11 protein-coding genes are annotated in these 13,036 nt (G+C 67.3%); 4 read left to right on the top strand and 7 right to left on the bottom strand.

From position 1 onward, the window contains the following. Positions 1 to 8: 8 nt before the first annotated feature. Complete coding sequence (locus tag ACNR9O_RS22985) at positions 9 to 605, bottom strand: malonic semialdehyde reductase (protein WP_473684330.1); 597 nt, start codon at positions 603 to 605, stop codon at positions 9 to 11. A gap of 135 nt (positions 606 to 740) precedes the next feature. Between ACNR9O_RS22985 and ACNR9O_RS22980 the strand changes: the two genes are divergently transcribed. Beyond that, positions 741 to 1,748 carry a mitochondrial fission ELM1 family protein gene (locus ACNR9O_RS22980; protein WP_473684332.1) on the top strand — a complete coding sequence of 336 codons (1,008 nt, stop codon included), beginning with the start codon at positions 741 to 743 and terminating at the stop codon, positions 1,746 to 1,748. Here ACNR9O_RS22980 and glnE read toward each other — a convergent pair. Then, positions 1,745 to 4,600: a bifunctional [glutamate--ammonia ligase]-adenylyl-L-tyrosine phosphorylase/[glutamate--ammonia-ligase] adenylyltransferase gene (glnE, locus tag ACNR9O_RS22975; protein ID WP_473684334.1), complete on the bottom strand. Its 2,856-nt coding sequence runs from the start codon at positions 4,598 to 4,600 to the stop codon at positions 1,745 to 1,747. The genes ACNR9O_RS22980 and glnE overlap by 4 nt on opposite strands. Positions 4,601 to 4,813: 213 nt before the next feature. On the opposite strand from glnE, the gene ACNR9O_RS22970 reads away from it, so the two are divergent. Beyond that, the gene (locus ACNR9O_RS22970) at positions 4,814 to 6,709 is read left to right on the top strand and encodes an LTA synthase family protein (protein ID WP_473684336.1); all 1,896 of its coding nucleotides are present in this window, start codon (positions 4,814 to 4,816) and stop codon (positions 6,707 to 6,709) included. Between the two features lie 208 nt (positions 6,710 to 6,917). Next, positions 6,918 to 7,304, top strand: coding sequence for a hypothetical protein (locus tag ACNR9O_RS22965; RefSeq protein ID WP_473684338.1), 387 nt, complete (start codon positions 6,918 to 6,920; stop codon positions 7,302 to 7,304). A gap of 151 nt (positions 7,305 to 7,455) precedes the next feature. Here ACNR9O_RS22965 and groL read toward each other — a convergent pair whose 3' ends face one another. After that, entirely contained in the window at positions 7,456 to 9,099 is a 1,644-nt protein-coding gene (gene groL / locus ACNR9O_RS22960) for a chaperonin GroEL (RefSeq protein WP_473684340.1), read from the bottom strand. A 54-nt stretch (positions 9,100 to 9,153) separates the two neighbouring features. Continuing rightward, entirely contained in the window at positions 9,154 to 9,447 is a 294-nt protein-coding gene (groES, locus tag ACNR9O_RS22955; protein ID WP_311840050.1) for a co-chaperone GroES, read from the bottom strand. Between the two features lie 232 nt (positions 9,448 to 9,679). Here groES and cutA point away from each other — a divergent pair, with 232 nt between their 5' ends. Beyond that, positions 9,680 to 10,003, top strand: coding sequence for a divalent-cation tolerance protein CutA (cutA, locus tag ACNR9O_RS22950; RefSeq protein WP_473684343.1), 324 nt, complete (start codon positions 9,680 to 9,682; stop codon positions 10,001 to 10,003). Here cutA and ACNR9O_RS22945 read toward each other — a convergent pair. The 3 genes from ACNR9O_RS22945 to pdxR form a co-directional block, all read right to left on the bottom strand. Continuing rightward, positions 9,967 to 10,386 (bottom strand): cupin domain-containing protein, encoded by a 420-nt coding sequence (locus tag ACNR9O_RS22945; RefSeq protein ID WP_473684345.1) that lies wholly within the window; start codon positions 10,384 to 10,386, stop codon positions 9,967 to 9,969. The genes cutA and ACNR9O_RS22945 overlap by 37 nt on opposite strands. Before the next feature lie 21 nt (positions 10,387 to 10,407). Further along, positions 10,408 to 11,421, bottom strand: a complete 1,014-nt coding sequence (locus ACNR9O_RS22940) for a TlpA family protein disulfide reductase (protein ID WP_473684347.1) — start codon at positions 11,419 to 11,421, stop codon at positions 10,408 to 10,410. A 94-nt stretch (positions 11,422 to 11,515) separates the two neighbouring features. Then, positions 11,516 to 12,949, bottom strand: coding sequence for a MocR-like pyridoxine biosynthesis transcription factor PdxR (gene pdxR / locus ACNR9O_RS22935; protein ID WP_473684349.1), 1,434 nt, complete (start codon positions 12,947 to 12,949; stop codon positions 11,516 to 11,518). Positions 12,950 to 13,036 lie beyond the last annotated feature (87 nt).

The raw sequence follows: 13,036 nt of genomic DNA, 5'->3' as shown, positions 1-13,036 counted from the left end.
GGCCGCCGTCAGGCGATCCGGCAGACCTCGTCGAACGACAGGCGCGGATTGCGCGGGAACAGGTTGCGGCTGGCGTCGCCGTAACCGAGATTGATCAGGAAATTGGACTTCACCGAAGGGGTGCCGGCGAAGAACGCCTTGTCCACGCCGGCGTTGTCGAAGCCGGACATCGGACCGCAGTCCAGGCCCAGCGCGCGCGCCGCCATGATCAGGTAGGCGCCCTGCAGGGTGCCGTTGCGGAATGCCGTGGTATCGATCATCGGCTGGTTGCCGACGAACCAGCTGCGCGCATCGGCATGCGGGAACAGCTTGGGCAGGTTCTCGTAGAACTCATGGTCGGTCGCCACGATGGCGGTGACCGGCGCGGCCATGGTCTTGGCGCGATTGCCTTCGGACAGGAACGGTTCGAGCTTCGCCTTCGCTTCCTTCGACTTCACGAACACGATGCGCGCCGGCGACGAGTTGGCGCTGGTCGGGCCGAACTTGGCCAGGTCGTAGACCCGGTGCAGCAGTTCGTCGCTGACCGGCTTGTCCAGGAAGGCATTGTAGGTACGAGCCTCGCGGAACAGCTGGTCGAGGGCGGCCTCGGAAAGCAACTCGCTCATGGGTATCCTTCGTCAAAACGCGCCGGGCTCGGCGCCGTGACCCGGAAGTGTACGGGCACGCGGACGCGAACAGGACTCCGCTGGACGAGAACGTACTGTGGCGATTATCGAAACAATCCCGGGCCCGAGCCGCGCATGAAGTTGCGCGGCGATTGCTGGGTCATCACCGATGGCCGCGCCGGCAACGACCGCCAGGCGCTGGCCCTGGCCGAGCAGCTCGGCCTGCCTTTCCGCCACCTGGTGCTGGGCCTGCGCGCTCCATGGTCATGGTTCGCGCCCCGCCTGCTGCCCGGCGGCCGGCTGGCCTTGCCGGCGCCTCAGCGCCGCGGCGTCGTGGTGCCGCCCTGGCCGGCCGTGGCGATCGGCTGCGGCCGCGCCGCGGCCTACTACACGCGTCTGCTGCGCCGGTTGTCGGAGGGTGGCACCTATACCGTGCAGATCCTCGACCCGCGCATCGACCCGACACACTGGGACACTGTGATCGCGCCACGCCACGACGGCCTGCAGGGGCCGAACGTGCTCGATCCGCTCGGCTCGCTCAATCCGGTGGACGAGACCTGGCTTGAAGAAGGTCGCGACGTCTGTCCGGCATTCGGCGACCTGCCGCAACCGCGCGTCGCCGTGCTGGTCGGGGGCCCGCGCAAGGGCATCCCGCTCGATGCGGCCTATGCAGGCGCCCTCGCCGACCGCCTGCTCGAACGGCAGCGGCGCGACGGCGGCAGCCTGCTGGTGCTGGCTTCGCGGCGCACGCCGGTGTCCGTCGTGAACGTGCTGCGCCAGCGCCTTGCCGGCGTGCCCGGCGTGATCTGGAGCAGTACCGAGGACGGCACCAACCCCTATCCCGCCGCGATGGGCTGGGCGGACCGCATCGTAGTGACGCCCGACTCGATCAACATGCTCTCCGAAGCCTGCGCCGTCGGCTGTCCTGTGCAGACGCTGGTGGTCGCTCCCCTGCCGGAGAAGTTCGAGCGATTCCATCGCGCGCTGCGCGAAGCGGGCCTCCTGTACGGCCTCGACGACCCCGCACCGGAGCGGCAGCCGCCACTGCGCGAAACACGAGCGATCGCCGAAGCGGTAAGACGCCGCATAGCGCAGCGGCAGACCCTCGCCTCCTCGTCTGCGGCGGCGGACCGCCCCGTCTAGGCGGTCGCTTTCGCTTCAAAGTCGAAACCCAGCGCGGCCGTGACGACACGCACCTCCGCGCACAAGGCTTCCAGTTCCGCTTCTCGCGGCGCGATGCGCGACCGCAGATCCAGCGTGCACGCCAGCGCACGGCGCAGCAGTTCGCCGTGCGCGCGGGCAAGCTGCTCGGCCTGAGCCGGCTGCAACAGACCCGCCGTGCGGCAGGCCTCGATCAGCGCCGCATTGGCGGTCGCCGCAAGCAACGATGGGTGTTCGGCCGCGTGCGCCAGCACCAGCCCCTGCAAGGCAAACTCGATATCGAGCAGGCCGCCATGGCCTTGCTTGAGATCGAGCTGGCGCTCGTCGGAGCGATCGCGCTCGGCGCGCCAGCGCCGCCGCATGTCGCTCACTTCGGCCAGCACGGCGACGCGATCCCGCGGCACCGCGAGGATCTGCCTCCGCACCTCCAGCAGCTCGGCGTTGAGCAGGGTATCGCCGGCCACCGGACGGGCGCGCAGCAGGGCCTGATGCTCCCAGGTCCAGGCGCGGCTCTTCTGGTACTCGGTGAACGCTTCGAGGCTGCTGACCAACAGCCCTTTGGAACCGTCGGGACGCAGGCGCGTGTCCACGTCATACAAGCGACCGGCGCGGGTGAGTACGGTGAGCCAGTTCATCGCGCGCTGCGCCAGGCGCTGATACCAGCGCGACCCTTCGATCGGCCGCGCCCCATCGCTCATCGCATGCGCGCGGCGCGTGTCGTAGACGAACACCAGATCCAGATCCGAGGCGAAGCCCAGCTCTTCGCCGCCAAGACTGCCGTAGCCGAGCACCGCGAAGCCGGTGCCCTCGCCGGGTAGCCGGCCATGCTGTTCGACCAGCTCGCGCTCGGCCAGCGCAGTGACGGCGATTACCACCGATTCCGCCAGCGCGCCGAGACGGCGCGCGGTAGCCACCGCGTCGGCGCGGCCGTCGTTGAACGCCAGACCCAGGCGGAACGCCGTACTGGCCTTGAACTCGTTGATGCGTTCGAGCTCCGCCTCCGCCTCGCGTTCGTCCAGCGTGGCGAGCACGCGGCTGATCTCCGCGCTAATGTCGGCGCGCTTGAGCGGCAATTGATCGATACGCGGGTCCAGTACGTCGTCCAATAGCAGCGGCTGGGCGATGACACGCTCGGCCAGGAAGGCGCTTCGCGCGAACAGGTCGGCAAGACGACGGCGCGCCGCCGGCTGCTCTTCCAGCAGCGCCAGATATGAAGAGCGCCGTGCCACCGCCTGCACCAGTCGGCATAGACGCAACAGGCAAGGCACCGGCGCGGAGCTGTCGCGCGCCAGCGCCAGCAGCTGCGGCATCAGGCGATCCAGCTGCTCGCGTGAACGTGCGGACATTGCCCGTACGGCAGCGGCCTGCGGCAGCTTCAGCAGCGCCTCGGCGGCGTCCGCGCCCGGCACGAAACCGGCGGCCTCCAGCGTGCCGGGATCGATTTCCTCCGCGCAGACGCGCTGCCACAGCGTGACATCCTCCACCGGCGCGCTCGCGGTGCGCCCGCCCTGTGGCACCAGCACCTCGGCGAACTCCTCGCTGACCACCGCGCGATGACGCGCCAGCTCCTCGGCGAGTTCCTCCCACGATGCACGGCCCAGGCCGAGCGCAATGCGCTCGCGGCTCAATGCATCTTCAGGAATATCGTGCGTCTGCGCGTCACGCAACATCTGCACGCGGTTCTCCACGCGGCGCAACAGCACATAGGCATCGCGCAGTGCCTTCGCACGCGCAGCGCCGATATGGCCGCGCGCTTCGCAGGCGGTCAGCGCGGGCAGCAGGCCACGCACGCGCAGGCTGGGCTCGCGGCCGCCTCGGATCAGCTGAGTCAGCTGCACGATGAATTCGACTTCGCGGATGCCGCCAGGACCGAGCTTGAGGTTGTCGGCCAGGTCCTTGCGCGCCACTTCCGCGTCGATCAAGGCTTTCATCTCGCGCAGTCCGGCGAAAGCGGTGTAATCGAGATAGCGGCGATACACGAACGGTCGCAGCAATTCCTGCAGCTGCTTGCCAGCGTTGCGGTCGCCCGCCACCGGACGCGCCTTGATCCAGGCATAGCGTTCCCAGTCGCGGCCTTCGCTCTGGTAGTACTGCTCCATCGCGCTGAACGGCAACGCCAGCCGACCGGCGTTGCCGAACGGGCGCAGGCGCAAGTCCACGCGCGCGCAGATACCGTCCACCGTCGGCTCATGCAGCAGGCGCACCAGCTGCCGGCCGAGGCGCACGAAGTACTCGCTGTTGTCCAATGGACGCGCGCCATCACTCTGGCCGCCGCCAGGATAGGCGAGCACCAGGTCGATATCCGACGAAAAATTCAGTTCGCTGCCGCCGAGCTTGCCGAACCCGACCACCACCATGCGCTGCACCGCGCCATCGTGGCCACGGCTGTGCCCATAGCGCGCGGCCATCGCGCGTTCCGACCAGCCCAGCGCGGCGCCGAGCAATGCTTCATACAGCACGCTGGTGGCGGACAGCGTTTCAGGCAGTTCGTCCAGCCCGTTGACGTCGCGGAACACCAGCCGCAGCGCTTCGGCGTGACGGAAGCGGCGCAACGTGGCCATGCATGCGGCCTCGTCCTCGTCCAGCTTCAGCGCCTCGATGCGCGTGCCGGCATCGCCGCCGGCGCGCAGGCGCTCGAGGCCCTGCGGCGAGAGCAGCGCCGGCTGGCGGAACCAGATGTCGTAGGCGAAATCGCTGCACAACAAGGTGCGGCGGATGCGTTCGGCGACGCCCGCGTCATCGTGCAGCGCAACACCGGCCAGACGGCAGCGTGCCACCAGTTCGCCATAGCGGTCGTCGATCAGGGCGCGCAGCGCCGGGGATTCCTTAGCCATCGGGCCATTGTGCCCCAGAGAAGGCGTCGCCCGAACATGACCACCAGATGACCACGAAAGCCTGCGCCAGCGCTCGCCGTCCACGTGCTGCGCGCCCATCACGTTGAGACGATTCGAAAAAGACTCCTCGGGTACGAATACCGAACATCTGATTCAGACCGGCATCGTTACATTCTCATGTCCATGCCATGACAGCGCGCTTTCGGAACTGCCATGCCCCAGCCTTCACCCACGCACAACGGTTCGATACCCGCCCGCCACGCGCTCCTGCCGCTGGCACTGGCCGCGATGTTCATCCTGCTCACCAGTTGGATGGACGGCGGCGAAGGGGTGGCACCGCTGCAGTTGTTCCAGCAACCGCTGTACCTCTTCGCCAATGCCTTGCCGGGCCTGTTGCTGGCTTCGCTGCTGCTGGTACTGACCCGGCGTCCGCTGCTTTCGTTCGGCCTGGCCTTCCTGCTGCAGGGCGTGCTGTACGGCGTCAACGCACTCAAGCTGCGGCAATTGAGCACTCCGCTGATGCCTGCGGACTTCCGCATGGTGGGCCAGCTGCGCAAGGGCGGCATGCATCTGCTGGGCGGTTATCTCCCGGCGACGCCCTGGCCGTATCTCGCACTCGCCATCGGTATCGCGCTGATCGTGCTGGCCTGGCGCAAGGAACCGGCGCTGTTCGCCCGTCGCACGCACGGCAAGCGATTGCTCGCTGGCGCCTCGATCACGCTGGCGCTGGGTTCGCTGCTCGCCGGCATGCCGGCCTGGGGCAAGCTCTACGACGGCGAGACGCTGTGGATGGAACCGTGGTCGGCGTCATCCACCGCGCAGCATTCTGGCTTGGTCAGCTCGCTGATGATGTTCCACCTGCATTTCGGCCAGCAGCGCAAGAAGGCCGATCCGGATGCGGCGATGCAGTTGATCGGCGAAGCGGATGGCGCGCTGCGCGAGCGCCTGCGTGCGCCGCCGGAAGATCCGGGCGCGATGCCTGACATCGTGGTGGTGCAGAGCGAGTCCTTCTTCGACCCGACGATTCTCAAGGGTTTCGAGCATCACGACCTCACGCCCAACCTGCACCGCCTCGCCCGGCAGGGCGCCAGCGGTCCGCTGCACGTACCCACGTTCGGCGGCGGCACGATCCGCACCGAGTTCGAAGTGCTGACTGGCCTCTCCCTGCGTTATTTCGACGACCTGCAGTTCCCTTATCTGCAGCTCAACGCCAAGGTGGTACCTGGCATGGTGCGTACGCTGCGAGCGCATGGCTATGAAACCGTGGCCATCCATGGCAACAACCCCGCATTCTGGAACCGCAATACGGCCTTCAAGGCGATCGGCTTCGATCGCTTCGTATCGCAGAACGCCTTCGCCAACGCTAGCGACCTGGATGGCCAGTACATGGCCGACCGCGCGATGACCGACGAGATCATGACGCAGCTCAAGGACGCGGGTCCGCCGCAATTCCTGTTCGCGATCAGTATCGAGGCGCATGGTCCGTACGACGTATCGCCCGCGGATGCCGCCCGGCGCGACGCGATCCCCGTGCCCGAAAGCGTGACGGGTGAGGACAAGACGGAGCTGCAGAACTACCTCTATCACATGCAGCACGCCGACGAAGAACTGGGACGCCTTGCCGATCTGCTCGCCAAGCGCGACCGTCCGACGCTGCTGCTGTTCTACGGTGACCACCTGCCCGGCCTCAGCGGCGCGTTCGAGACGCTGGGCTTCGTCGATGGCAAGGACATGCTCAGCCAGCCCGGCGCGTGGCTGCTGGTCGATCCGCGCGGCGGCGGCAAGGCACAACATGAGGATCTCGCCTCATGGATGCTGCCGGGCAAGCTGCTCGAACAGGCCGGTATCCATGACGATGCATACTTCGCGCTGACCCAGGTATTGGCGCCACGGCTGGCCGCGCTCACACGCGCACCAGGTGCGCCACCGGAGGCGCAGGACACAACGGAACAGCACACCGATCAGGCGATGGAAAACGTGGCTCTGCTGCGTCTGAAGGGCAAACTGGATCGCCTGCTGCCGCATCCGGACGCACTGCCGGCCAGCGCCGGGTTCGTCAGCGAACAAACGCAACCCGGCGCCGCCGCGGCGGCTGGTGTGCATCAGTAATCGACGCGCAAAGCGCGATCCGACTAGCACCGCGAAGAAAAACAAGCATGCGGCGGATGCGCTTCGCGCAAGCACATACCGGCGATTCAGCGAGATGTCCGCCGGCTTAAGACGCCTCTGAAAATTCAGGAATCAGCAGGCAAATAGCCTCTAGCGTGATTCCACCGCGACACGTTGCGTCGCGGCACTCACATCGGAGGTTTACCCCATGCGTAAGACCCTGCTTGCTGCTCTCGTTCTCTCGGCCAGCGTGCTGACCGCCCCCGCCTTCGCTCAGGCCCAGGCCGCGGCCAAGGCCGACGCGAGCGTCAATGCCGGCGCTGCGGTGCAGGACGCGACCAAGGTCGCCGACGGTGCGACCAAGACCGCCGACACGGTGGTCACCAAGACGGGCGACACCGTGCACAAGGCTGCGCATAAGGCCAAGCACGCCGGCCATAAGGCCGCCAAAGCGACCGAATCGGCCGCGGGTGACGCCGCGACCGGTGCCGAAGGTGCCGCCGCGGTGAAGGCCGGCGCGAAGGTCGACACGCCGGTCGGCGGCGTCGAAGCCGGTGCCAAGACCGATGCCAAGGCGGAAGCCGGCGGCAAGTAAGTCGTGACACAGCGCGGCGCCATGGGCGCGCCGCGTTTCGACGAACCCTGGGAGGCGGACTCCCGGGGTTTTCTTTTTTGTTTGTATCGCGCTCAAAGAAAAACCCCGCCGAAGCGGGGTTCTTCTCGAAACGACAGCGCGAACGGAAGGATCAGAAATCCATGCCGCCCATGCCACCCATGCCGCCGGCCGGGCCGTGCGCGTGGGCTTCTTCCTTCTTCGGCACTTCGGTCACGGCCGCTTCGGTCGTGATGATCGAGCCGGCCACCGAGGCGGCGTACTGCAGGGCCGAACGGGTCACCTTGGTCGGATCCAGGATGCCGAAAGCGATCATGTCGCCGAACTCGCCCGTAGCAGCGTTGTAGCCGAAGTTGCCTTCGCCTTCCTTCACCTTGTTGGCGATGACCGACGGTTCTTCGCCAGCGTTGGCCACGATCGCGCGCAGCGGCGCTTCCAGGGCTCGCAGGGTGATGTCGATGCCGTGCTTCTGGTCGGCATTGGCACCCTTCAGGCCCTGTACGGCCTTCAGCGAGCGCAGCAGCGCCACGCCGCCGCCCGGCACCACGCCTTCCTCGACGGCCGCACGGGTAGCGTGCAGAGCGTCTTCGACGCGGGCCTTCTTTTCCTTCATCTCGACTTCGGTGGCCGCGCCGACCTTGATGACGGCCACGCCGCCGGCCAGCTTCGCCACGCGCTCCTGCAGCTTCTCGCGGTCGTAGTCGGAGGAGGTCTCCTCGATCTGCGCCTTGATCTGGCCGATGCGCGACTGGATGCGCTCGGCTTCGCCGGCGCCGTCGATGATCGTGGTGTTCTCCTTGGTGACCACGACCTTCTTGGCGCGGCCCAGATCCTGCACGGTGGCCTTCTCCAGCTGCAGGCCCACTTCCTCGGAGATGACCTGGCCGTTGGTGAGGATGGCCATGTCTTCCAGCATCGCCTTGCGGCGGTCGCCGAAGCCCGGCGCCTTCACGGCGGCGACCTTCACGATGCCGCGGATGGTGTTGACCACCAGGGTGGCCAGCGCCTCGCCTTCGACTTCCTCAGCGACGATCAGCAGCGGCTTGCCCGCCTTGGCCACGCCCTCGAGCACCGGCAGCAGCTCGCGCACATTGGAGATCTTCTTGTCGTACAGCAGGATGAAGGGATCATCCAGCTCGACCTGCTGCGACTGCTGGTTGTTGATGAAGTACGGCGACAGGTAGCCGCGGTCGAACTGCATGCCCTCCACCACGTCCAGCTCGTTGTCCAGGCCCGAGCCTTCCTCGACGGTGATCACGCCTTCCTTGCCGACCTTCTTCATCGCCGTAGCGATGATCTCGCCGATGGCCGAGTCGGAGTTGGCGGAGATGGTGCCGACCTGGGCGATCGCCTTGTCGTCGGAGGTGGGCTTGGAGAGCTTCTTGAGCTCTTCGACGGCCGCGACCACGGCCTGGTCGATGCCGCGCTTGAGGTCCATCGGGTTCATGCCGGCGGCAACGGCCTTGAGGCCTTCCTGGATGAACGCCTGGGCCAGCACGGTGGCGGTGGTGGTGCCGTCGCCGGCCACGTCGGAGGTCTTGGAAGCGGCTTCCTTGACGATCTGCGCGCCGATGTTCTCGTACTTGTCGGCCAGCTCGATTTCCTTGGCCACGGACACGCCGTCCTTGGTCACGGTCGGGGCGCCGAAGCTCTTCTCGAGCACCACGTTGCGGCCCTTCGGACCCAGCGTGACCTTGACCGCGTTGGCCAGGGTGTTCACGCCCTTGAGCATGCGGGCGCGGACGTCTTCGCCGAAACGTACTTCTTTTGCAGCCATGTCTTTATTCCTTTGAATGCGTAAATGGGAGGGAAGAGAAGCGGGAGAGGCTTATCAGCCTTCGATCACCGCGACGATGTCGTCTTCCTTCAGGAAGACCAGCTCTTCACCGTCGATCTTGATTTCCTGGCCGGCGTACTTGCCGAACAGCACCACGTCGCCTTCCTTCACCGACATCGGACGGACCTTGCCGTCTTCCAGGATGCGGCCGGCACCGGCGGCGATGACCTTGCCGCGGGTCGGCTTCTCGGTGGCGCTGTCGGGGATGACGATGCCGCCAGCGGAAACGCGCTCTTCCTCCAGGCGCTTGACGATGACGCGATCGTGCAGCGGACGCAGTTTGCTCATGGTGGGCTCCAGCTAGTTGGTGTGGACGAAAAAAAGTGGTCCCCGGAACGGCGCCTGGCGCCGCTGTTAGCACTCCCGGTAGATGAGTGCCAATTCTAGCGACGCAGGAATCCCCTGCAAGAGGCATCCGCCCCGAGGCTGCAAGGGCTAATGGGGAAGCTGCGGCGGGCTTTCAAGGGGCGCAAGGAACATGCCGGCGATACCGCCGGCCGTGTTGCCCTAAGCTCGACGGATGACCGAGCCCGTCCTGCTCTGCTATTGCACCTGTCCCGACGCCGCCAGCGCCGGCCGGCTGGCCGAAGCCCTGGTAGGGGAAGGGCTGGCAGCCTGCGTCAACCGCTTGCCCGGGGTGACCTCGACCTATCGCTGGAAGGGCGAGGTCACCACGGATGTCGAGGAATTGCTCCTCATCAAAACCACCGCGGCGCGCTTCGAGGCCTTGAAGACGCGCCTCCTGGCACTGCATCCCTACGAACTGCCGGAGCTGATCGCCGTGCCGGTGGACCGCGGACACACCGCCTATCTGGATTGGGTCCGGGCCGGCGTGACGGCCTGATCGGGCACGCTCAGCCGCGCGCCCGGCTTCGCCACGAACACCACCAGGAAAGTCGCCGGCTCCGTGTCGCTGACATTGGCGGTGCCGACGTGATGCGCACCCGCCGGCTCGAACCAGCTCTCGCCCGGTCCGTACTCTTTGGCGGGCTCGCCTTCCACCTGGCTGCGGACCCGGCCGGACAGCATGTACACATAGGCATCGGCCTCATGGTGATGCGGCTTGGACTGCTGGCCCGGCGCGAAGGTCACGGTCAGCGCGGTGAGCTGCCGGCCGGGCGCCTGCGTCAGCGGCGCCGACAGCAGGGGATGCTCTTCCGCGGCGCGCAAGGCCGGCGTGGCAACGGCGATGCCAAGAGCGAGGAGCACGAACGCGAACGTCTTCATGAGCGTCTCCAAAGTAAGGGATCAGCGCGCGGACAAGGCCCGCACGGCCTGCTCGAGTTTCGGACCCGCGTCCTCGATGCGGCTCGTGATGTGCCCCTGCGCATCGATCAGCAGCACGGTCGGCACATGCGTCACGCGGAAGCGGCGGAACAGTGCGCCAGAATCGTCCAGCGTCAGCGGCATGCCGATGCGGTGCTCGTCGCGGTACTTGGTCAGCTCCTCGCGATTGGCCCACAGGCCGGAGGCCACGCCCACCCAGCGGACCTTGGCACCGGGCGACGCCAGCGCAGCAGCTTGCTCGCGCATCGCGCGGCAGCTCTGCGCCAGGCCCGGACGGCTGGTGGCCAGGTAGCTCTCGCACCACGGCGACAGGAACACCAGCGCCGTCGGGCGACCCGCCTGCGGCAGCGAGAGATGCGTGCCGTCCAGCATGGCGGCCTCGAACGCAGGCACGCGGTCGCCCATGTCGTAGTGCGCTTCTTCCTTCACGCCAGCCGCGGCCGGCCCGACGTTACCCGGCGTGGTGCGCGCGGCCAGCAGCGCAGCATCCAGCGCCTTATTCGCCTCGTGGCCGATATAGAGAATGCGGCCGTCGCGCCCGATCACCACATGCTGCGGCGTCACGCGCAAGTGGAAGGCCTCGCCCAGCGAGCCGTCGTCGAACACGATCGGCATCTTCAGGCCCATCTCCTCGCGATACTTGCGCACGTCCTGGACGGTCTCGTCGAAGCCGACGCTGATCGCGATCACCGCCAGGTCCGGCCCTGCCTCGGCGAAGGTCTGCTTGAGGTGCGGCATCTGCTCGCGGCAGGGCACGCACCAGGTGGCCCAGAATTTCAGGTAGACGGCCTGCTTGCCGTACAGGCGGCCCAGGTCGATGGTCTGGCCATCGATGGTCTTCACGGTGACGCGCGGCGCGGGCGTGCCGATCAGGCTCTTGCCGGCAGCTTCGGCGCGCTGCTGGCCGGACTGGGCCCAGGCCGGCGCGGCGAGCGCCGCAAGCAGAAGACAACAGCAAAGAAGCAAGCGATACATGAGGGAATCCATGGGGAAAGGAGCCGGCATCCTCGCGCCGATGTGGACCTGTTGTAAGGACCACTTTCCCGCAAAACCATGGAGCCACCTGGCGCTACAGCATCCGCACGATCCGCTCCATGGCCTCCCCGATGCGCGCCGCTTCGATCAGGCCATAGCCGAAGACCAATCCGTTTGGCCCGCCGCGGCCCAGGGTGTAGCCGCCTAGCGCCTCCAGGCGGATGCCCTCGACGGCAGCCCGCTCGACCAGTGCATCGGGCCGCACCTGGCGCGGCAGGCGCGCGGACAGGTGCAGGCCCGCATCCGATGGCCAGGTTTCCAGGCCATGCCGCGCCAGCGCCGTCAGCAAGGCTTCGCGCCGATCCGCATAGATCTTGCGCATCTTGCGCACGTGGCGCGCCAGATGCCCTTCGGCGATGAAGGCCGCCAGCGTGTCCTGCGCCGGCACGTCGCAATGCCAGTCGGCCAGCTCCTTGGCCCGGGCCAGCGCCGGCAGCAGCCAGGGCGGCGCAACCAGGTAGCCCAGCCGCAACGCAGGAAACAGGCACTTGGAGAACGTACCGACGTAGCAGACCGAGCCGCTGCGATCGAGCGTCTGCAGCGCATCCAGCGGGCGCGCGCCGAAACGGAATTCGCTGTCGTAGTCGTCCTCGACCACCAGCGCCTGCCTGGCCGCGGCGAACGTCAGCAGTGCAGCGCGACGGCGCGGCGACATCGACATGCCCAGCGGAAACTGGTGCGACGGCGTTACGTAGACCACCCGCGCCTCGGCGGGAATCCGTTCCACCACGATGCCCTCGGCATCCACCGGCACCGCAACGACTTTCGCGCCAGCGGCAGCAAAGGCGGCACGCATCGGTGGATAACCCGGATCTTCCACCGCCACCACCGTCCTGCCCGGCACTACCAGCACCCGAGCCAGCAGGTCGAACGCCTGTTGCGCGCCGCTGGTCACGACGACGTCGTCCGCTTCGCAGGCCACCGCCCGCGCAAACGACACATGCCGGGCGATGGCGCCGCGCAATGCCGGCCGCCCGGACGGATGCCGATACATCGGCGGCCCCTTGGAAAGACCGCGCAGCGCCCGCGCCGACAAGCGGCGCCACACCTCGAATGGAAACAATCGATGGTCCGGCGAGCCCACGCGGAAATCGAAATCGAAGCTGCGCGGCGCCGGCGCAGCCGATGGCCGGGCCTGGCGCCAGTACGGCGCCAGGCGACGATCACCGCCATCGTGGCCGGCGGTGGCACGCATGCGCCCGCGCCGCTCCAGCAGATCGGCCACGTAATTCCCGGCGCCGCGGCGCGCCACCACGTAGCCTTCGCTCAGCAGCAGGTCGTAGGCGGCTACCACGGTATTGCGCGACAGCTTCAGCGCCAGGGCCAGCTCGCGGGTGGCGGGCAGGCGCAGACCCGCCTTGAGGCGTCCGTCCAGGATCGCCGCGCGCAGTTGCGCATGCAGCGCCGCCAGGCGCTGGCGCGAGCCCTTGGCCGGCAGCTCCAGCGGGAACTCGAAAGGATGGTCCATACCCGGCCTCCGAAAATTGGACCCCAATCTTTGCCGTATCGTGGTCCTTTTGCCAGACCAGCCATCGCCCTAGCCTGCACTCATCGA

It is taken from the genome of Dyella sp. CR10 (assembly GCF_055814425.1).
The sequence above is the reverse complement of the archived record's forward strand: the minus strand, read 5'-3'. Positions and strand labels throughout refer to the sequence as shown.

Bases quoted from the DNA above. Each gene is read 5' to 3' on its own strand.
- ACNR9O_RS22970 (WP_473684336.1), top strand. From the start codon at position 4,814: ATGCCCCAGCCTTCACCCACGCACAACGGTTCGATACCCGCCCGCCAC.
- ACNR9O_RS22940 (WP_473684347.1), bottom strand. From the start codon at position 11,421: ATGTATCGCTTGCTTCTTTGCTGTTGTCTTCTGCTTGCGGCGCTCGCC.
- glnE (WP_473684334.1), bottom strand. From the start codon at position 4,600: ATGGCTAAGGAATCCCCGGCGCTGCGCGCCCTGATCGACGACCGCTAT.
- pdxR (WP_473684349.1), bottom strand. From the start codon at position 12,949: ATGGACCATCCTTTCGAGTTCCCGCTGGAGCTGCCGGCCAAGGGCTCG.
- ACNR9O_RS22945 (WP_473684345.1), bottom strand. From the start codon at position 10,386: ATGAAGACGTTCGCGTTCGTGCTCCTCGCTCTTGGCATCGCCGTTGCC.
- ACNR9O_RS22965 (WP_473684338.1), top strand. From the start codon at position 6,918: ATGCGTAAGACCCTGCTTGCTGCTCTCGTTCTCTCGGCCAGCGTGCTG.
- ACNR9O_RS22985 (WP_473684330.1), bottom strand. From the start codon at position 605: ATGAGCGAGTTGCTTTCCGAGGCCGCCCTCGACCAGCTGTTCCGCGAG.
- groL (WP_473684340.1), bottom strand. From the start codon at position 9,099: ATGGCTGCAAAAGAAGTACGTTTCGGCGAAGACGTCCGCGCCCGCATG.
- ACNR9O_RS22980 (WP_473684332.1), top strand. From the start codon at position 741: ATGAAGTTGCGCGGCGATTGCTGGGTCATCACCGATGGCCGCGCCGGC.
- groES (WP_311840050.1), bottom strand. From the start codon at position 9,447: ATGAGCAAACTGCGTCCGCTGCACGATCGCGTCATCGTCAAGCGCCTG.
- cutA (WP_473684343.1), top strand. From the start codon at position 9,680: ATGACCGAGCCCGTCCTGCTCTGCTATTGCACCTGTCCCGACGCCGCC.